Origin of the sequence: Fibrobacter sp. UWH1, from assembly GCF_002210365.1 — a bacterium.
In the GTDB taxonomy this organism is placed as follows: Bacteria; Fibrobacterota; Fibrobacteria; order Fibrobacterales; family Fibrobacteraceae; genus Fibrobacter.
In genome coordinates, this window is the sequence record NZ_MWQG01000008.1 from 52,720 (window position 1) to 73,998 (window position 21,279).

Genomic DNA, 21,279 nt, shown 5'->3' on the forward strand with positions numbered 1-21,279 from the left:
ATTTATTTCCACCTGAATAGTCCGGTAATTCCTGCCGGCACGCAGAACACGATCATAGGAATCTGGATCAGTTCCGTGGGGATAAACGCAAGCATCTTGCGCTTGCTATGCAACTTCCAGGATGCAATTCCCAGGAAGATAAAGTCGATGACAATCTTCGGCAAGATGCTGAACACGCACCACTGCCAGGGGCAATCGAAGAACACCACGCACCAGGGGCTGATAAACATCCAGATGTAATAGGTGTAAATCAAGGTCAGCATCAAAATGTACGGCTTGCTTTCGTAGCTGGTGCCGTTGCTGCTCCAGCGGGCGCGCTGGTTAAAGAGCTCCTTCCACGTGTGAACCGGTTCCGTCTCGATAACCGCTTCCCTGTCCAGGTTGTAGCAGACCTTGGTTCCCGGAATTTTCATCATCTTGTGGATGAGCATGTCATCGTCACCGCTGCTCAAATTAATCAGGTCGCCGAATCCGCCCACTTCAAAGAACAGGTCCTTCTTGTAGGCCAGGCAGGCAGCACTTGCCACGATGGGGTGTCCCCAGCTGAAACCGGCGGCTTCCATGGCGGTGTAGCCCAGGGTTTCCAGTTTCTGGAAAAGGTGGGGCATGGTGCGGGTGCCGTTATTCTGTTTCGGACCTTGGACAATGCAGATTCCGTCTACGAAGCGGCCCGCCATGGCGGTAATCCAGCTCTTGCGGGGAATGCAGTCGGCATCCATGGTCAAGAGCACTTCGTACTTTGCAATCTTGAAGGCGCTTTCCAGGGCTCGCTTCTTGGGGCTTGCGATTTGGGGCAGGTTCGGGTCCAGCGAAAGCACACGGAATCGCGGATGGTCTGCGGCAAACTTCTCGAGAATCTCCCTGGTAGAATCCGTAGAACGGTCGTCTACGCAGATTACTTCCCATTCCCCCACATAATCCTGGACCGCCAGGGCCTCCAGGGTGCGCAGGGCAAATTCCTCTTCATTACGCATGGGGACCACCACAGAAACGGTGGGAGTGGCCTTCACACCCTTGTAACGATGCGTCTTCAACAGCCCTATTACAAAGAATAGGAACAGGAGCACATAGAGTGCAGTGAGGCTGCCGATAATTACACTACCCATGGTGTTCGCAAATTTAGGAAATTTCTACTTTTTTGCCATGATTCACGTTTCCGCATTTGTCCATCCTTCTGTAAAAATCCCCGATTCTGCTGTTGTTGGGCCCTGGTGCCTGGTAGATGAAGGGGCTGAAATCGGAGAAGGCGTGGTCCTGGAATCCAGGGTACATGTGTATGGCGGAGTGAACATCAAACCTGAAACCCATGTGTATGATGGTGCCGTTCTGGGGGCGCCCCCACAAGACCTGAAGTACGCCGGGGAAGAAACCCGCCTAGAAATCGGCGCCCACTGCACCATCCGCGAATACTGTACGTTAAACCGCGGAACCGTCCAGGGGGGAGGTTGCACCCGCGTCGGCGACCAGGTTCTGATCATGGCCTATTCCCACATCGGTCACGACTGCCAGATTGGCCGCGGTGCCGTTATCGCCAATGGTTGCCAGTTTGGCGGTCATGTTCACATCGGTGAGTTCGCTACCATCGGTGGCGTTACTGCCATCCAGCAGCGCAACCAGGTGGGTGCATACGCTTTCGTGGGCGGAACCTATAAGGTGGACCGCGACGTCCCTCCGTGTACCAAGGCATCGGGAACCCCTATCCGTTATTGTGGTCTTAATCTCCATGCTCTCCGCCTCCATCCCGAAGAATTCCCCGAAGAACGTATCCGCAACCTGGAACAGGCCTACCGTATGCTGTACCGTAGCGGCCGCCCCGCCTCCGAAGTCATCGAGGAATTGAAAAAAGGCCCGGAACATCTGTTCCAAGCCTTCTTTGACGATCATTGGGCCGGTTCTATCGTTCGACCGTAGATTATTACATATTCTTCTGAAGAACTTCCAGAATCTTGGGGTACCATTCGCCGGCACCCTTGTCGTAGATGTCGAACTGAACTCCGGTAAAGCCCCAGATGGCCCAGGTATAGCCCAGCTGGTTGGCGACTTCCACGATAGCCTTGATATAATAGGATCTGTTTTCGTCGTCTACGCCTTCGGCTTCGCAGGCGGAAGAGGCGCCAAATTCACCGATGTACAGGGGGGCGTAGGTTCCGTTCTTGCCGGGGAAGGTTTTCTTTGCCAGCTGGACGTAATTCTTCAAGTCGGCGACGATGGAGAGAGCTGCGGTCTGGTCGATGGGCTTCCAGAGGGAGCCGCAAGCGCCGTTGTGTCCCTGGTGGCTGTAGCTATAAGGTTCATAGTAGTGACCGTCGATAATGATGTTGCTGTCCTTGATATCGGCGAAATCGCCCATCAGATCGAACTTACCGTAGTTACCCGGGTCAATCATGATGGTTCTGCCCGGATTGGTCTTGCGGATGATCTTGATGGCGCTGTCAGTCATCTGGGCCAGGATTTTATCCGACTTTCCGCGAGATTCGTTCAGGACTTCGAAAACCAGGGAGTCGTTGCTGTAATCCTTGAATTCTTCGGCAATCTGTTCCCAGATGGCGTAGAACTGCGGCAAGTACTTGTCGGGGTTTTCATAAAGTTCGTTAAAGTGGTGCTGGTTGATGACCACGGGCATGCCGAGGCTGTTGGCCACGTCAATATGGTGCTTCACACCGGCTACGCGTTCCGCCTGGATAGTGTAGGGGGGGGCCTGCAGGGCGGTCTGGTTCCAACGAACCGGCAGACGGATAGACTGGAAACCTGCGTCCTTGGCAATCTTGAACCATTCGTCATCAATGGGGTTGTTCCACTTTTCGTCCAGGTAGTCGTAGACCTTGCCTTCTGTGTAGCACCAGTCGTTTTCCTTGCCTTCTTCGCACTTTTTCTGGGGATCGATGCCGGAATCCCAGGAGTTACCGAAGTTGATGCCGTGTCCCAGCATCTTGTTGACGGCGATGGCGCGGCTGTAATCCGGAAGCGAGGACTGACCTGTGGGTTCGTCCTCATCGATGCCTGCGCTACTGGTGGGAAGTGCAGACGCGGAGGAGCCCGGTTCCTCGCTGGAACTGGCCGGATCGTCGGAACAAGCCTGCCAAATTAGGGCAGAAGATACAATGGCGAGAGTGGACAGAATTCGTTTCATAAAACCTTTCCCGTAGTGTAAAAGTCGGTATTGTAAACATAAATTTAATTCGTTGAGGGTCATATTGATAAAATGTTTTTTTTGTTTACATCGGAAAACATGTTTTTTTGAGAAACTGGTATTCGTAGTGCATATAAAAATGTTATTTTTGGGCTTGTATTCAAATTTGATTATATTTGAGCACCGTCCGTTTTTGGAGACTCCTTAGGATATGAAATATATGAGAATCTCGTCGTTACTGAAGTGTGCCTTGGGCATGCTTCTTGCCGTTTCCCTAGCTGATGCGGCTTCCTTTAGCAGCTATCGCGATCGCGATGCTGGTCGTTTTGTCCTTAAAGAAGGCAAGTCCTTCCGCCCGGATAAGGATGTTGTAACCGTCATCATGCGTGAAGCAATTCCCCGTGGTGGTGGATATACCTACCAGTATCCCCGTGAAAACCCCGAACCGGTCCTCACGGATAAGTACGCCATGGAAGGCGCTCTTTCCATGGAAATGGAATTGATCGCTAGCGACTACTCCGGTATCGCAATCTGTATTGCCGGTTCCGTAGACCTGGCTCCGTACCTGGAAGACGGCGTCCTGGAGTTCTGGATCAAGGGTGCCCAGGGTGGTGAAAACGCTCTGTTCGTGCTTGTGGATGATGGCGTTAAGAGTAACGGTGAATCCCTGCAGGTCAAGCTCCGTTCCAAGGGTCTCGGTGAAATTACCACCGAATGGACCCGCTTTAGCATTCCTCTGAAGCTTTTCGGTACCACTGGTGTGTACTGGGATGCCAAGAATACTCGCGAAGTGATGCTCCCCTTCAACTGGTCTAATTTCAAGGGCTTCCGCCTCGAAGTTCGTAAGGACGAAAACGAATCCTTCAAGGTCTGGATGGACGATATTGTTATTAAGAAGCATGGCAAGGCTTACGAGGGTCCTGCCTACTATCCGTTCCGCAATGAGATCTAAGAGGACTAGGATTATATGCGCAAATTATCTCTATTAGCAACAACCCTGCTTTGCTCCTCTCTTGCTCTTGCTCAAGAGGATGATTATTCCGATTACGGTTCCGAAGCTTCCGCTGTAGAAGCTCCCGCAGAAGAAAGCGTTTCTGAAGAAAGCTCTTCCAACGAATCTTCCTACGATGCATACTCTTCTGATACCTATGGCTCCGATTCTTATGCTTCCGAAGCCGAACCGGCTACTGAGGTTGAACCTGCCGCTCCTGCCGAAGAAGTGGCCGCTGCCGAAGAAGTTCAGCCTCTCGGCGGTGCCAATGTTGAAAAGGCTCCCGCAAAGGTTGCTCCCGAAGCCAAGGTCTATATTCCTAAGGACCTGACCGCCGAACAGCGCGTTGCCGCCATCCAGGAAAACCTGGATACCCTGGCCAACGACATGGAATCTACCCTCATGGGTAAGGACGATGTTCCGCTGGCTGTCTCCGGTTACATGGCCTTCCGCGTCAAGAATTTCGACTACACCGAAATCGCTCCGGTGTACGGCGACGACAAGGCTCGTACCGCTGTTGACGCTACCCTCAAGATGAATATGGTGTTGATGCCCAACTCCTATATGACCTTGTGGACCAATATGACTTTCCCCTTCGACCTGACCGGTTTGTATACAAACTATATGGCCGAAAAACCCAACAACAATCCCAGCTACAACTGGACTCGTGTGATGTTTGACCACAACACCGACTACGCTGCAGCTGGCGTTGAAGAAGAAATGAACTTCGGTATCGATATTCGTTCTTCTGTGTTTGGCGCCTACGTGACCGCAGGTGGTGTTATCTGGGCTTGCGCATCTCCCCTTACCATGTGGGAACGCGAAACCATGCCCCGCTTTGCATGGCAGTACGAAACCTTCGAAGAAGAAAAGACTGTCAGCACCTACTATAAGGAAAAGTCCTTTAAGCCCGTCAAGGAAGGTGGTCGTGCATTCTGGACCAACCGTTCTTTCGGTGGCGTGTTCATGAACGTGTACAACATGCCCTTTGGCATGACCGCACAGGCCATGATTTCTCAGCCCAAGGATATGGACGCCGGTACTCGTGACGGTCTCCGCCTCTACGGTGGTCAGCCCAGCGAACTGGAAATGTCCGGTAACTACGACTTCCGTGGCGACGTGATTCACGGCCGTCTGGCAAAGAACAAGCTCTTCGACGGTATGACTCTCGGTGCCAACTACCTGGGTGTCTTCTACGATGAAGGTCTTATTGACGAAGATGAATTTGCCGGCCCCTGGACAAAGAACGCCTTTGAAGGTGACCCGCACTTTGAAAACAATCAGATCGTTTCCTTGGACATCAAGGGTAACATCGTTCCCAAGTTCTACTTGATGGCTGATGTGGCCATTAGCTGGGATGATTCCACTACCTTCCAGGATGTGGACACCACTAGCAAGAGAGCTTACACTCGCGATGCAACGACTTCCAGTGTTTCCGCTCCGTCTCTGGGTGTTTATGTCAAGATTCAGGACAAGCATCTTGATTGGCTGCCCACTACTGTTGAAGCCGTCTACTTCGGAAAGGATTTCTTCTCTCCCTACGGCATTACCGATCCGTCTCGTCTCCGCAGCTGGCGCAAGGACGAATTCTACCTGAATGGTGGTGCTATGCGTTATGGCCCCAACATGGCTGGTCTTAACTTCAAGTTCGAACCGGAATTCAACCGTGGCCGTCTCGGTGTTCAGTACGCCCAGCATCGCCAGATTGAAGCCGGTGATGACGTCATCCTCTTCAACTACCGCCTGAATGGCCGTAACATGTGGGAAAGCACCAACTCCTGGACCAAGTTTAACGCCTTGTTCTGGGCTGACTCCGGTAACGCAATTGCAAAGAATGGTTACTACAACCGTGCAGGTGTTCTCACCAACCAGCGTAAGATGGAACGCCAGCGTGGCGGTCTCTATGGTGGTACCTGGGAACTGTGGGAATCTTTCGTAGCTTACGAAAATGCTGACCAGATGAAGAAGGAAGAAGTTCCGTCTCATATCAAGTGGTCTTCCTACCTCTCCATCGACGGTGGTTATGACATTGGCCACTGGTTCGGTACCGATCGCAACCTGATGATGAGCGGCTACGCTTCCATTTCCGGTGTGTCCAAGACTTTCGCTCCTATCGCCTATAGCGAATCTCAGAGCGACATGCTTCTGTGGAGCTTCTACGGCTTGTTCGAACCTACCTTTGCCCTGACTCCGACTATCCACTTGGTTGGTCACCTCGGCTTTGAAAACTGGAAGTCTGAATACGGCTACCAGGTAGAAGATGTGTCAGTTTCCTCTAAGGTTACCAATGCTAGCGGCCCGTACGGTCTCCTGATCCCGACTAGCCAGGCTACCTATAAGAAGGCTCCTGTGGACTACTACCAGACTGCAATCGGTCTTGGCGTCGACTGGGACTTCTCTCCTCGCGCAGGTCTCCACCTCCGTTACAAGTATGCAACTCATACAGACAATTACATTTCAGAAAACGACTGGACCGGCCACTTCATTACGGCTGAAACCAAGGTCTGGTTCTAAGGGGATTAAGGTATAACTATGATGCATAAAGTTTTAGTATCCCTGCTTTTTGTAGCTTCTGCCGCCTCTGTCGCTTCTGCAGTGTCCGAAGCTGAACTGGATCGACAGCTCCAGGCTAAGGAAGATTCCCTTTCTTCCAAGCGCGGTTTTGAAGTTGGTGGCCGCATTACTGGCGTGCTCAATAACGCTTACATGTCTTCTGACCAGGAAGACAGCAAGCTCAACAAGATGCCCAACACCGAAAGATCCCAGTTTGTTTCTGCAGACTTGGATTTCCACTTCCGTCCTTACGAAGCTGTCCGCTTTAACGCAACACTCCGTATGGAAGCAGGCATGCAGAACTACTTTGCTACTTCCGCAAAGTCCCTGACTGCAAACTGGCTGAATATGGAAGGCAATGTCGGTAAGGACCTGTATTGGATTGTCGGTGACTTCCGTCAGCAGTACAGCCCCCTGACCCTTTTCGCCCCCACCGGTCTTGATGGCATTCTCTATGAACCGCTGATCTTTGCTCGCGCCCGTGAAATGGCTATGCAAGAAGCCATGATCGTTGGGAACCAGCGCAACCTGCAGGGTGTGAACCTCCAGTTCCGCCACGATTTCGGTGGCATGGCTGGTGAAATCCGTGCAGAAGGTATTTTTGCCCGCGTTCGCCGCGTCCAGCTCCTGGACTTCTCCGGTTCCAACGGCAACCTTCTTGCTAACGGCTATAACAGCTTGCTGAATGACGGTGCTATTTATCCGGGTTCCTCCATGGCATCCAATATGGATAAGTGGTTGCTTAGTGCAAACGTCGAATACCTGCCTGTAGACAAGAACGTCTTCCTCGGCTTTACTGGTATGTTGGTCTTTGATGATAGCGCAAGCTTCACCAATACCTACCGTACTCAGTATCAGGAAGTCATCTACAATGGTCAGCTGAGCTACTACAACACCGAAACTGGTGAATTGGAAGGCCCGATTCTTAACCCCAGTACTTTCGAAGATGGTGGCTATACTGTGTATCAGCCCATCAACCCGTATGAAACTGATCCGCAGAACACCTCGATCATTTCTGCTCGCGCCGGTGCCGACATTGCTGGCATTCTCGGCAACAAGAGCCTGACCTTGGATGTGATGGGTGAATACGCCATGTCCAGCGATGAACAGCGCCACTTTGAGCCTGCTTTCGATGAATTCGGCAATGTAGTCGCCTATAACGAAGTTACCGAAGATGACAACGGTTCTGCATTGAATATTTCCTTCAATGCTGGTTACAAGCTCCCTGTCGGTCTGGACATCCAGTTGGCAGCTAACTACGTGATGAATGACAGCAACTGGTTCAACAACCTTGCTCAGTCTCCGCAGTTCTTCGCTACCCGTACTCTGAATTCCGATAAGGACGGTAACGTTAGCCGCTACGGTGTTAACTCTCCGCTCTACTCCACCTTCAGTTCTCTGTACTACTACGATCCGAAGTTTACTCCGGTGGGAACCCAGTTGGCTAATACCGATGACCCGACCATTAAGGGTCAGACCAACAGCTACAACATCGCTCCGATCCAGAGAAATGCCTATAGCACTTCTGTTTACACCCGCAGGGAATTGGCTTTGATGAGCTTCATGCTCGATAAGTCTGTTCAGATGAGCTTGCCCAATGGCTTTGCTACTCCGAACCGCAGTGGTTTCAACATCGACATGAAGTTTGGCTTCCAGGATTTCGCCGAAGCAAACGCCATCTTCTCTATGCTGAAGCAGAAGAAGAGCGACAACGTCTTCATGAAGGAAGCTGAATTCCAGGAATTCGGTGCAGGTCTTAAGGTGGATGTGTTCAAGATGCTTGGCTTCTCTCTGCCTCTTGAACTGTCCGGCAGCTACAAGCATGCTGTAAAGACTCAGGAACTCACTGATGAATTCAAGCCCTATTTCGCTGACAAGGGTGAACTGAGCATGGACTTCATCAACGCAGGCCTCTACGTTCAGTACATGCCGCGTCTCGGTATTAACGCTGGTCTCCAGATGATTAACACCACATTTGATGCTGTATCTTCTAGTCCGATACTCAACGTTGCTCCGGGTTACGAGACTCCGTTGCTGAAGGGTAAGCAGATGCAGTGGATGGTGGGTCTCGACTACACAGTCGCAGAAGGTGTCTATCTCGAGCTGAACTATGGTATGATTAATGTTGAAAACACATATAATACCACAGAAGGTGCTGGATCCAATGTGCCTAACTATGCCGATGTAACGGTTACAGATGTCGATGGCAATACCCAGAACCTTGCCGAATACACTCATAAATTCTCCCAGGCTGTTGTTCAGGCCATCTTGAACGTGAATTTCTAAGGGAGGCGCAAGATGAAAATGAATAAGGATATGTTTAAGATGACTTCCAGAATCTCGCTTCTTCTTTGCGGAGCCGCAGTATACGCTGCCGCTGCAGATTCGACCTTGGTCGAACGTCAGCAGAGCCTCCTCAATACTCTTGATTCTATGAATTCTTCAGTCTTGGGTCTTCGCATTGGCGGTACGGCTAAGGGTGGGGTTCTTTCTTCCACCATGAGTTCCGATCAGCTTTACAACGAAGCTGACCAGCGTGAAAACCAGGCCTACACCGACGTAAACCTCAAGGTTAACGCTCGTCCCAGTGCAGAAACTGAAGCTCGAGTAGAACTCCGTCTCCACAAGGATTGGCAGAGCGCTTACGACGAACCGATCAACCCTGTGATCGGTCACTGGTTTAGCTACGATGGCAAGATTCTCGACAAGCACGTCGACTTCAATCTTGGCTACATGAGAGTTGGTTATACTCCTCTCACCATTTACGTGCCCCAGGCTGAAATTCTGCAGGAACCGGAAATCTTCTTTGCCAAGCGTCAGGAAGCTCTTGCTTTGCGCAACTTGGATACCTCTTCCAATCGTTTGCTGCAGGGCTTGAACTTCAAGTACAATAGCTTCGATATGGGCCCCCTGTCCAACCTTTACGTCCAGATGACTGGTGCCCGTATCCGCAATATCGCCAAGAAGGCCGATGAAGTCTTCTTCGACTTTGACTGGAGCGACCGCTACCTCTATGGCGCAAACCTGGGCGTTGAAGCCTTTGGCGCAACCATCGGTGGTAACTTCGTCTACACCTTTGACCGTCAGAAGTCTTCCCGTTCCAAGGAAGATGCTGCTATCAAGAACCTGTACTACGAAGACAACATGGTCTACACCGGTGTTATTGGTTATGACACCAAGGACATGATCATGGACGGTAAGATCCGCGCCGGTATCGATGCTGAAATCGGTGGCTCCAAGTGGACCTTGTCCCGCGACTCCCTGGTTCTCGATACCATCCACAACTATAAGGTTGAGAGCTACGATTACCCCGTGTTCGATGAAAACGGCAAGGCTCTTGACGACAACGGCAAGGACTCTGTTTTCCAGACTAAGTTCTATGTGGCCGACGGTATGACTCTCGGTAAGCATTGGAGCGACGAAGAAATTGAAAACGTTTCTGGCATGGCTCTGCATGTGTCTCCCTATGTAAACGGTGACATTGCTGGTGTTAACTTTGATGTTAAGGCAACCATCGTCAAGAACGACGAAAAGTTCTGGTCTGAACAGGCTGCTTCTGCCTACTATGTTGGCGGTGCAACGATCCTGAATGGCGATGCTAACATTTCTGGCGCCGACGCTGATGTGGTCAGCCGCTTCCGTTCCGGTAGCCTTGAAAACATGTACTTCAGCATTTACAATGTCAACGTTTTGCAGCAGCAGAACTTGATGACTAAGTCTGAAGACGCTGAAACCCCGATCTTGAATGGTTCCTCTGTTGACTCCTACTATGCATTCGGTCGTCTGGCTAACAACTACAGACTGGGCCACTTCTACAAGAATGGTTACGAAGCTGTTGCTAGCAAGCTGTTGGAATACGCTAGCTATTCTGAATTTGTCGATCCTTCTGTCAACATGGCTATGCCCATGGGTCTGGCAACTCCCGACCGTGTAGGTTTCGCCCTGAACGCTAACGTGGCTTGGAACGATGCCATTACCATTAATGGTCGTTTCTCTCAGTATAGCCATAGCAGCGATGTCGATAACGACTATACCACTATCGGTGCAGGTCTTGGCCTGAATGTGGCTCCGTTCCTCGGTCTGAACCGCCGACTCATTCTGCAGGGATCCTTCGAATCCGCAGAAGAAAGCAACTACCTGAAGCGTAAGACTTCCCGCGTTGTTGCTGGCCTTACCGCAGACGTTTGGGGCCCCTTCACTATCCTCGGCGGCATGCAGATGCTGACTAAGGAATTTGGTAGCGGTCTGCCTCTGTCTGAAACAGTCATTGTTAATGACATTGATGAAATGCTGGCCATGGGTGGCTTGCAGATTAAGTTGGGCCCCGGTGCGGTCCTGGATCTCCAGGGAGGTCTCCTGACCAACACTGTTAACTACACGGGCATTGCCGTTGATGAAAACGGAGTCGCTTTTGCTCAGCCTAGCGAATTGAGCCTGAGCAAGCTCTTGATTGCCGGTAACATTACGGTTCTGTTCTAGGAGGTTATCATGAATAAGATGTTTAAGTATGGCATGGGCCTCGCTGCAGCAATCGCTTTGGTTGCCTGCTCTGCAGATAGCATTAGCAATAGCGACGCCGAAAACTGGCCCTCTGATTTTAGTGTGTCTGAATATGCAAGAGTCAATCCGGACCTGGGAACCTATCAGGCCCTGTCTGCCGTGGCTGATTCCAATGCTGTTCTTCGTAATCTGATTACCGAGCAGCTGACTCAGGCTGCTATCGAGGCAGACTCTTCCGATAAGACCTATGAACAAAAGCTCGCCTCTGCCAAGACCAAGGCAGAACAGCAGGTCAAGAAGACTTATGTCTCCGGTATCATCCTCAACGACGATGCCGAATGGACTGCCTATTTTGATGATTCTACCGCAGTAAAGGAAATCTTCCTTAACTATGCTGGTCTTAGCGAAAGTTACTGGCCTGGTTCTGCCGCATTCCTGAACGGTATGTACAATCCGGACTCTTCCATCAACATCTTCGGTCAGACCGCGATGCAGTACCGCCTGGCCTTGAATCCGTACCACATTTACGGTAACAAGGCTTCTGCAGACCTGGCTTTCCTGAAGTCTGTTCCTGTTGATTCCAACTTGATCAAGTATCAGTACATTCGTGCTGGCCGTTATGAAGGTCGTGCCTACCGTTTCTGCCGTGCAGGCGATAACGCTGTCATCAAGCAGCTGGACGTTACGGTTACCCGCTATGATACCACTGTAACGGTTTACGACACTACTTGGAACGTAACCGAACGAGCCGATACTACTCACTCCGCAACTAAGATTAGTTATGTGGATGCTGACGGCAAGGATACCACAATGTTGCTTTCCTCCTATCAGAAGCATCTTGCAGAAGGCGATTCTTCTATCGTTCCGAAGGATACTATCTACACCATTGAGACTAAAGAAGTTAAGGATTATGTAGACCGTGCTCCGAGAGACAGTACTTACCAGAAGAAGAAGACGTCTACTCAGGCCATGAGCCCCAATGCTGCACCTGTTGGCAACACTGGTGAAGTTTGGGATTTCTCCGCTGATCTTTACTGCAAGTCCGAAGTTGACGGTGAAGTTTATTTAATCGGTAATCCGTAGCGAGGTTTTTATGAAAAAGCTTTCTTTTATCGCTTTAGCTTCTCTTGTTGCTGCTGCCGTTGCGGCTCCTTTTAAGGTCGTTGGATACTACCCGTCCTGGGCTCAGTATAGCCAGTTCTTCCCGAAGGATGTTCGTTACCAGTTCGTGACAGATATCCATTATGCCTCTTTGGCTCCGGCTGAAGACGGTAGCATTGCCTACGCAGACGAAAGCGATGCCGCTAACTTCGAAGAGTTGGCCAAGCTTTCTTCTGAAAATGGCGTTTCCCTGGTGGCATCCATCGGTGGCTTCGAAAACGAAGGCAATTTGAAGGCTATCGCCGGTGACGATTCCAAGCTTTCCGCTTTCTGCGATGCTGCTATGGAATGGGTCGAAAAGTATAATCTTGGTGGTGTGGAACTGGACTGGACCAATGCAACTGGCGATGATGCCGCCGACATTGGCAAGCTGGTTTCCGCTCTCAAGGATAAGCTGGGTTCCAAGTCTGTTTCCGTGATGGCCTATGCTGCAACCATGGATGCCTATTCCGATGCAATCAGCCAGGCTGACTATGTCACACTGTCTGTAGGCGACCAGATGGACGAATCTGCAGAATCCGTCAAGCCCAACCTTTCTAAGCAGGACGTGGAATCCGCTGTTCGCGCTCTGTCTGGCAAGGGTGTCTCCAGCGACAAGATCGTTCCCATTGTTCCCATGTATGGTAAGTCCTTTGCCGGTGCAAGCGGCCTGGGTTCTTCTCATCAGGGTGTAGGTAGCGGTAACGAAGGTTACTTGGCCTATAAGGAACTGATGAAGAAGTTCGAAGCTCCGGACTACAAGGTGAACTTTGATGAAGAATCTTCCTCTGAAGTGGCTGTAAGTAACTCTGAAACCATTGTCTTCATGGGTATTCCTTCTGTGAAGGCTATTAGCATGATGGTTAAGGATGAAAGCTTGGCTGGTGTCGCCATGTACGATATTAGTCAGGATCATGACGAAAACATCGTGTCTTTGATGGTGACTGCCGGTCTGGTTCTCCGTCCGGAAGTGAATTACGCCCCGAAGAAGAAAAAGTAGTGTAAAAAAATACTAACATACGCTTTTTTACACTAAAAAAAATACTATTCCAAAAAAAAGTATATATATTTCAACCAAACCCCTTCCCGGTGTCGGGAAAAAAAAGAGAGAGATACTATGAATAAGAAACTTATTGCACTTTCTGCAGTTTCCATGGCTGCAATGGCATCCGCTGCCGTTAACCTCGAAATTTGGTTCGATGGCACCAACCAGCAGGTTAACACTGGTGGAGATTGCATGTACGAATACCAGGTTTGCGAAGAAACCACTATGGGTTACTGGTACGACTATGATGACCGTAAGAACGACAAGGGTGGTTCCTACGCTATCTATCCGTACGAAGCTGACCAGTACGAATCCCTCGTTCAGCCGATGATTGAAAACCTCGGTTATGCAACCATCAAGTACGTTCTCGTCGACCCGACCACTACCGGTCAGACCGCTGAATATCCGTACAACTTCGTTGGCTTCGGCTTCAACACTGTTGGTGCTAGCCAGGATCCGATGGACATCACCGCTGCTGGTGGTCTCTGCGCTACCTATACTTCTGACCTCGCTGTGACTCTCGAAGTTGCAACTCCGGATGCAGGCGACGCTTCTTGTAGCGTGACCCTCACCAAGGCTGCTACTCCGACCAAGGCTGACAAGGCTATCGCAGACTTCAAGCAGCCCACTTGGGCAGATAAAAAGCTGCCGGGCGGTTGCGCTGACGCTTTCGCTGCAGCTACCGCTGTTAAGTTCAAGCTGGATGGTCAGGCTTCTGACGCTCAGGGTCAGCTCCGTATTTTCGAAGTCGGTCCTAAGGGTACCTGCTCTGGTGCAAAGTCTGCTGCTGCTGAACCTGCATTCACTTGCAAGTCCAACGGTTCTGGCGCTGCTGTATGCTCCGGCGACGCCGCTATCAACACTGTTAAGGCTGCAAGCGCAGTTAAGGCAACCCTCGCTGGCCGCACCCTCTCCTTCGGTGTGACCGTTGCTAAGGCTGAAATCGTTAACCTCCAGGGTCAGGTTGTTATGACCGCTTCCTCCGTGAAGACCATGGACCTCTCCAAGGTTCAGGCTGGTGTCTATATGGTTCGCGCTGCTGGCAAGTCCGCTGTCATGAACCAGAAGATCCTCGTGAAGTAATTTAACTCACAAGATTCTAGAAAAGGGGAATTTCGCTTGACGGAATTCCCCTTTTTATTATATATTAGGACTACTCAAAAAATGAGGTGCTCATGAATATTTCGAAAGCTTTCCTTGCATTGCCTATAGCTTTTGCTTTATATGCTTGTGGTGATGATTCCTCTGCCGGTTCCGATCCTGTTGTCAATCCGGATGATCCGTCTGTTATTGTTTCTTCTGACTCTCAGGGTTCTATGGACCCCACTAGCTCTCCCGTTGGAGGCAATGAAGGTGGCGAGTCCTCTCCGGAACAGCCCGCATCTTCTGCCGCAGCTGCTGTTTCTACTGTCGCACTGCCTGCAGGAGCATCTCCCGCAGTTTCCGACGCGTTCTACGAAACTTGGAAAAAGCGCTGGATTATTTATCTTAATGATGAAGTTGCCGGTGGTTCTACCCTCAACTACGAAATGTTCACCGGTTCCCAGGGACAGTATATTATGACTGCCAAGATGGGTGCCCCTCATCCGAATCCGGCCCGAGTGATTTGGGATGGCGGTACGGGCGAACAGTGCGAACTTACCGATATGCAATCTTGGAATGGCGTGAACTTTACGGTGGCTCTCCGTCGTAAGTTGGGTTGTACCGTTTCTGAAGGTATCGGCTATGGTATGTTGCTCGCAGTCCTTCACAACGATAAGGACCTGTACAACGCTCTGTGGGCTTACAACGTGGTGGCCCGTGACTACAATACCGCTGGCTTGATGCCCTGGGAACTGCAGTCTTTCAGCAATACCGTTTCTAACTCTGCCGCTCTGGATGCTGACCTTGATGTGGCTACCTCTCTGATTCTTGCAGAAAGCAAGTGGGGCGGTGGATACTATCTGGCTGACGCTCTTGTCTTGCTGGATGCCGTTAAGCTCAAGGGTATCAATCCCGAAAATCTGTTGATCCGTCCGGGTGACACCTGGGCAAACAAGGACGTCTATAACCTGAGCTACCTTTCCCCGGCTGCAATCCGCCTGTTTGATGCCGTTCAGCCCGAAGGTAAGTGGTTGGACATCCTGGCTGCAAACTACAAGTACATGATGGATGTTCAGGATAAGGGCGCTATCCCTCTGTTCCCGGATTGGTCTAACGCAGCCGCAGAAGCTACTGACCCGAAGAATGGATCTGCCGCCAAGTCCTATATGCTGTTCGATAAGGAATCTGTGCGTATTCCCTGGCGTATTGCCTGGGATTACTACTGGAATCAGAGTGCAGAAGCGCAGACTATCTTGACCAAGATGTCTACCTTCATCTCTACTGCAACTGCAGGCGATCCTAACGCCCTTTCTGATTACTCCTATAACTATCTTACTGGCGAACTTTCTACCAGTTCTATTAAGGGTACCCACTTTATCGGTGCTTACTGCTTGATGGGTATGGGTGTAAATCAGCCCTGGCTGGATGCTTGCTACGCTAGATTCAACAACGAAATGGCAGGCTACAATCCGGTGGGATACACTGGTACTTACTTCAAGGAAATCTTGATGAACTTGTTTGCAACGTTGCTGAATGGCGGTTTTGTTAAGTAGTTGACTGTCAATGTGGTAAACTATTGTAAACGAAACGTAGTCTAAAACGTGCAGAATATCACAGGCCCGCCTCTGGCGGGCTTTTTGTCTACCTATGTAAACAAAAAATAGCTAGTTCAAGGGTTATAAAACTAGGCATAGTAAATTAACTTTACTATTGGGATGGTAAATATTTTAGCCGGAGAGTTTTTAGTATGAAAAAGTTATTGTCGACACTACTTTTGTCCTGCGCAGTTTCCTTTGCTGCAGGAGTCTACGATGGAGTTAAGCCGCTCCGTGTCGGTCCCGTTTCTGCCTATGGTGCTTTGGGTACCAGTGGTAGCAAGGTTGTTAGCATTTCCAGCGGAAAGCAGGTGACCCTCCGCGGTATGAGCCTGTTCTGGTCCGATGCTACCGGCTCCCCCTATTACAATTCCGAAGTGATCAGCTGGGCTGCCGAAAAGCTTGGCATCGATGTTTTCCGTTTTGCCATGGCAATTGATTGCTATAAGGAAAGCGACTGCAGTAACAATAGCGACGAAAAGGTTGCCGCATCCTATAAGAGCAATCCGTCTGGCTTGGAAGCTAAGCTGGACAACATGGTGAAGGTCGCCATTGAAAACGATATCTACATCATCGTTGACTGGCATAGCCATCGCGCAAGAAGCGAACAGGCTTTGGCAACGGATTTCTTTGGCCGTATGGCTGCAAAGTATGCCAACGTTCCCAATATCATCTGGGAAGTGTTCAACGAACCTGTTAATGATGGCATGGGTGAAATTGCTTCCTATGCAAACACCGTTATCAGCGCCATCCGTACAAATGGCTCCCCGAACCTGGCCCTGGTGGGCACCCCCTTCTACTCCCAGATGGGTAGCTGCGGTGGCGTTAACCAGACCAACGTAGGCTACGTGTTCCATTTCTACGCAGCAACACATACCTTGGGGGCTTTCAAGAATGCCATTGAAGGTTGCTTGAGCAACAATGCCGTGTTTGTTACCGAATGGGGTACTACCGAAGCTTCTGGTGCCGGTAGCATTAGCGAAGGCAGCTCTAAGGAATGGCTGGACTACCTGGATGGTAAGGGTATTTCCAACTGTAACTGGTCTCTGCGTCACGAAACTGTCGGCAATAAGCCTGAAGCTTCTGCCATGTTCAAGGGTAGCACCGTGTTGAATTCCAAGGCTGCCTTGAATGAAGCTAGCTACACCACTTCTGGCACTATCGTCAAGAACTATCTTACCTCTAAGTCTAGAGCAGGCACCTGGGCAGACTCTATTACTGCCGGTAAGCACACTGGTGCTTGCGCCTTCGCTCACGCTTCTGCTTCTGAAATGGAAACTTCCATTGAAGGCAAGGCTAGCGCTTCCTGTACTTATACTTCTAGCGATGAATCTGTTGCTACTATCGAAGCTGGTTCCATCAAGATTCATGGTGCCGGTGTGGCAATTATGACTGGTAACGACGGTTCTCAGACTGTGGTGAACATTACCGCTATGCCGAACCAGACCTTTACCCAGCCCAATGTGACCTGCCGTCTGAGTGGTAGCGGTTGCCAGAACTTCTCCGGTGATTCCAAGATGCAGCAGAAGATGAACGAAACTGTTACTATCGAAGGTAGCCCCATTACTTACACCTCTGACAATCCGGATGTGGTTTCTGTTGAGAAGATGACCTGTACTTCTGCAAACTGCTATTCCTACAAGAATCAGCAGGTCTGGATCGCTTCCTTCAAGAGTGTCGGTGTTGCCCATATCCGCGCTACTGCAGCTGCTGTTCCCGGTTATCGCGCTCTTGATACTACCGTGACCTTTACCTATGCAAAGAATGTGAACTCCCTGAATACCAAGTATTTCAAGAACCAGACTGTTGCATTGGGTTCCACGACTCAGGTGTTTACTGTTGAAGCTCATAAGGTTCCTGTGACCTATACCATTACTCCGGAAGGTTATGCAACTCAGGACGGTGAAATGCTGGTGGCTGGTAACGTCGATGCTACCATTACCATTCACGCTGTTGCCCCCGAAGCTGAAACTTATGAAGCTATTGACGAAACAATCATGATCAATATCGGTGCTGGCAACCTGTCCATGATTGAAGGTATCACTCCTAAGACCATGGCTAACGTGAGCATGAACGCTCGTATGAACGGCAATAAGCTTGTGATGACTGCAAAGCATTCTGGCTTTGTTACCGTGCAGGTTGTTGATATGGCTGGACGTACCGTAAAGAACGTCGTTAAGTACGTATCTGCTGGCTCTAACGTGATGGATTTGGGTGAAGTCGCTCACGGCAACTATTTCGTGAATGTTAAACAGTCTTCCATGGTGAAGACTATTCCTTGGAGCAATAAGTAATGATTAAACGTTTAGCTCTTATTGGTCTTGCTGCAGCTACGGTTGCTTCCGCTGCTGTAAAGTTCCCCTATCCTCAGGCTCATGGCTATCCGCATACCAGTGTTATTGCCGATGTCTGGAACTGCGCTGGTCAGACTGCTTCTACCATGCTTAAGAACCAGTTTGTCACCTACCTGAAGGAATACTACGAAGAACAGGGTGATCTCGCCCGTATCAAGTTCGATGACAAGGCTCGTACTGTCTCTGAAGGTATTGGCTACGGCATGCTCATGTGCGTGTATTTCAGTGACAATCAGACCAGCTACGAAAGCCAATTCAAGAAGCTCTGGAATTACTACAAGAAGAACATGAACGGTAACGGCATCATGAACTGGAACATCCAGGGATTCGGTGGCGCTATTGGTACCGGTGGTGCTACTGATGCCGAAGAAGATGTGGCTGTGGCCTTGATCATGGCTTATTACCAGTTCGGTAATTCCCAGTACTTGTCTGACGCAGCAACCTTGGTTGCCAACATGCGTAAGAGCGAATTCTCCAGCAATGGTATGCACAAGCTGGGTGACCAGTGGGATCCGTACAAGAACCCCAGCTATGTTAGCCCTGCCGCTTACGAATTGTTCAAGGATGTGGATACCGGTAACAGCAGCTTCTGGGCATCCGCTATCACTACCAACTACAATTTGCTGAAGAAGAATCAGAACGCTAGCACGGGTATTCCCTCTGGTTGGGCAGACAATAACACTTTCCAGCCCATTGTCGGTAATAACGGCTACAACTTCGCCGGTTACGACTATGATGCTGTCCGCGCTCCTTGGCGTTGGGCCTGGAGTTATGCCTGGTATGGTCACTCCGATGCAAAGGAACTTTCTACCAAGTTGGCTGCCTGGGTAAGCACCAGGAACAATGGTCAGCTCTATATCAATATGAAGCCTGATGGTACGATTAACCAGAATGGTGAACCTTGTAAGTCCAATGGTTGCAAGGCCAATGGTTCTTCTATTGGTACCTTGAGCTCCGTTCTTATCGTAGACGAAAAGTATAAGGACCTTCTGAATACCAACTATGGTGCTCTTATGTCTCAGCAGCAGGGATACTTCCATTCTTCCCTCCGTTTGCTGACCGGCTTGCTGATGTCTGGTAACATGCAGAACCTTGCCAAGGCAACTCCGGTTGAACCTCAGACCTTTACTATTCCTGAAGACGCCTGTAAGGATACTACCACCTACTACGAAAACTCCGGTGCTTACGGTTGGAACTCTACCTCTGTGGAACTTTCCGACGAATCCAACACTGGCGTTTACATGGGTAAGCTGATTAAGGGCGACAAGCGCGAAGTCTATCGAAAGGTAGAAAGCGTTGAAGCCGGCAAGGCTTATGTCATGAGTTGGGACGCTACCCAGTCCGAAGGTTCTAACTTGTGGCTGACTTACGCCGTGTATGCTGATGAAACTATGACTGAGCAGCTGTGCGGTGCCATGAAGAAGCTTGTTGGCGGCCAGACTGTTGCTCAGACCTGCGAATTCACTGCTACCCAGTCTGGTGGTGTTTACCTGGCCCTTGTCTTGAATAACTGGGATGAACCTCAGGTGGCTATTTCTAATCTGGCCTTGAAGTCCGCTGATGGCCAGGCTGTTGAAATTGTCGATCCGGGTCCGGTTGATGGCATTGCCGAAGTGGCTCAGGCTCAGCAGATGAAGATCAGCGTTTCTGAAAAGATCGCCTATGTCCAGCTGACTAACGCCGCACGCGTGTCTGTGATGGATATGCAGGGCCGCGTGGTTGTTCCCGCTGTAAAGGCAGAAGCTGGTATGACTCAGATCCAGCTGAATGGCCTGACTGCAGGCAACTATCTGGTTGTGGTCAAGCAGTCTTCTGGCATGAAGGTTCAGCAGATTCATATCGCTGACTAATTGCTGCTCTAGCGAGTCATTGAAGAGGGATCCGTCGTTAAGGCGGACCCTTCTTTTTTTATAAAGTATGGACAAACCCCATCCATATTGATTTTTGTATATTCTGCGGTATGGAAAATGATTCTTTGAATGTGGAGGCGGCCCAGGATAGTGCTGCGGTAGAAGAAATTCAGATGCCCTCTGCGGAACAGTTGGGGATTACCGTTGTGGCAGGGGTTCATTCCCAGGATGGGACTTTGTTGCCCATGAATGCCGTTGTGGGGGATACCATTGACTTTCCGGTGACGGTGAGCTGGAGTGTTAGCGGAAGCGCCTTGCTGGTATTGCCTACGAACTCAGCCACCGCAAAGGGGTTGGAGCAGATTGGCGTTAGCCAGGAATCGGCCCGCTCCGTTAAGGACGGGAAGGAAATCGCTTCCATTACTTTTAACTATAAGATTTTGGCTCAGGATACGGGGAATCTGAATATTCCCGTGTTGAAGTACGATATTCCCACTCAGATGGGGATGCCCTTGACCTTGCGAACCGAAAGCGTGCCCTTGCGTGTGGATGCTCCTGCCAGTGTGCTGCCTGTGATGATTGGCGTTATGGTGGCGGTTGTCGTGCTTTTGGCTGGGATGCTACGGATGAAACGCCGTGCCTCGAACCGTGCTGCCATGACGGCTAAAAAGGCTGCCGAAAGTGAATTGCTGGGGAAGATGACTGTTCTGAAACAGCGTGTGAATTCGGCTGATAGTCGCCAGTGGCTTTTGGATCTGGAGGCAATCTGCAAGGAATATGCGGCTGAACGTTTTTACCTAGATGCAGAAAAGGTTAACTTGGAAGTGCTGCAGAAGCAGGGCGATCTGGAAGGATGGGAATCCCTGTTGGAAGAATTCTCCCATGCCCGCTATGGTGGCGGCAAACGTGACGGCTTTGAAAACAGGGAAACCTGGAAACTGGCCATGAAACTAATGGGAATCAGGGAAGAGTGGTGAGCTGTGAGTTATGAGCGGTGAGCGGTGATTCGTCTACGTGTCATTCTGAGCGGAGTGCGAA

14 protein-coding genes are annotated in these 21,279 nt (G+C 50.3%); 12 read left to right on the forward strand and 2 right to left on the reverse strand.

From position 1 onward, the window contains the following. Nucleotides 1-2 precede the first annotated feature (2 nt). Nucleotides 3-1,106, reverse strand: coding sequence for a glycosyltransferase (locus B7992_RS05470; RefSeq protein ID WP_088665738.1), 1,104 nt, complete (start codon nucleotides 1,104-1,106; stop codon nucleotides 3-5). Between B7992_RS05470 and lpxA the strand changes: the two genes are divergently transcribed. After that, nucleotides 1,105-1,911, forward strand: a complete 807-nt coding sequence (lpxA, locus tag B7992_RS05475) for an acyl-ACP--UDP-N-acetylglucosamine O-acyltransferase (protein ID WP_254917628.1) — start codon at nucleotides 1,105-1,107, stop codon at nucleotides 1,909-1,911. The two genes, B7992_RS05470 and lpxA, sit on opposite strands and share 2 nt — an antisense overlap. 4 nt (nucleotides 1,912-1,915) lie before the next feature. Here lpxA and B7992_RS05480 read toward each other — a convergent pair whose 3' ends face one another. Continuing rightward, nucleotides 1,916-3,130, reverse strand: coding sequence for a glycoside hydrolase family 5 protein (locus B7992_RS05480; RefSeq protein WP_176421859.1), 1,215 nt, complete (start codon nucleotides 3,128-3,130; stop codon nucleotides 1,916-1,918). Nucleotides 3,131-3,341: 211 nt separating this feature from the next. On the opposite strand from B7992_RS05480, the gene B7992_RS05485 reads away from it, so the two are divergent. From B7992_RS05485 to B7992_RS05535, 11 genes are all read left to right on the forward strand, one after another. Further along, the gene (locus B7992_RS05485; RefSeq protein ID WP_249269351.1) at nucleotides 3,342-4,082 is read left to right on the forward strand and encodes a sugar-binding protein; all 741 of its coding nucleotides are present in this window, start codon (nucleotides 3,342-3,344) and stop codon (nucleotides 4,080-4,082) included. Nucleotides 4,083-4,097: 15 nt separating this feature from the next. Beyond that, nucleotides 4,098-6,635 carry a hypothetical protein gene (locus B7992_RS05490; protein WP_088665740.1) on the forward strand — a complete coding sequence of 846 codons (2,538 nt, stop codon included), beginning with the start codon at nucleotides 4,098-4,100 and terminating at the stop codon, nucleotides 6,633-6,635. Nucleotides 6,636-6,653: 18 nt separating this feature from the next. Next, nucleotides 6,654-8,960, forward strand: a complete 2,307-nt coding sequence (locus B7992_RS05495; protein WP_083538177.1) for a hypothetical protein — start codon at nucleotides 6,654-6,656, stop codon at nucleotides 8,958-8,960. A 12-nt stretch (nucleotides 8,961-8,972) separates the two neighbouring features. After that, nucleotides 8,973-11,153, forward strand: a complete 2,181-nt coding sequence (locus B7992_RS05500; RefSeq protein ID WP_088665741.1) for a hypothetical protein — start codon at nucleotides 8,973-8,975, stop codon at nucleotides 11,151-11,153. Nucleotides 11,154-11,162: 9 nt separating this feature from the next. Continuing rightward, nucleotides 11,163-12,257 (forward strand): hypothetical protein, encoded by a 1,095-nt coding sequence (locus B7992_RS05505; protein WP_088665742.1) that lies wholly within the window; start codon nucleotides 11,163-11,165, stop codon nucleotides 12,255-12,257. A gap of 10 nt (nucleotides 12,258-12,267) precedes the next feature. Further along, a complete protein-coding gene (locus B7992_RS05510) occupies nucleotides 12,268-13,314 on the forward strand; it encodes a glycoside hydrolase family 18 protein (protein ID WP_073159067.1) in 1,047 nt (348 codons plus the stop codon). A 117-nt stretch (nucleotides 13,315-13,431) separates the two neighbouring features. After that, a complete protein-coding gene (locus tag B7992_RS05515; protein ID WP_073159065.1) occupies nucleotides 13,432-14,442 on the forward strand; it encodes a T9SS type A sorting domain-containing protein in 1,011 nt (336 codons plus the stop codon). A 92-nt stretch (nucleotides 14,443-14,534) separates the two neighbouring features. After that, nucleotides 14,535-15,995 carry a glycosyl hydrolase family 8 gene (locus tag B7992_RS05520; RefSeq protein ID WP_073159062.1) on the forward strand — a complete coding sequence of 487 codons (1,461 nt, stop codon included), beginning with the start codon at nucleotides 14,535-14,537 and terminating at the stop codon, nucleotides 15,993-15,995. A gap of 194 nt (nucleotides 15,996-16,189) precedes the next feature. Continuing rightward, on the forward strand, nucleotides 16,190-18,331 hold the full coding sequence (locus tag B7992_RS05525; protein ID WP_073285261.1) for a cellulase family glycosylhydrolase: 2,142 nt from the start codon (nucleotides 16,190-16,192) through the stop codon (nucleotides 18,329-18,331). Then, the gene (locus tag B7992_RS05530) at nucleotides 18,331-20,241 is read left to right on the forward strand and encodes a glycosyl hydrolase family 8 (RefSeq protein ID WP_073159058.1); all 1,911 of its coding nucleotides are present in this window, start codon (nucleotides 18,331-18,333) and stop codon (nucleotides 20,239-20,241) included. The genes B7992_RS05525 and B7992_RS05530 overlap by 1 nt, the downstream gene beginning before the upstream one ends. Nucleotides 20,242-20,351: 110 nt before the next feature. Next, nucleotides 20,352-21,218: a BatD family protein gene (locus B7992_RS05535; protein WP_073235796.1), complete on the forward strand. Its 867-nt coding sequence runs from the start codon at nucleotides 20,352-20,354 to the stop codon at nucleotides 21,216-21,218. Nucleotides 21,219-21,279 lie beyond the last annotated feature (61 nt).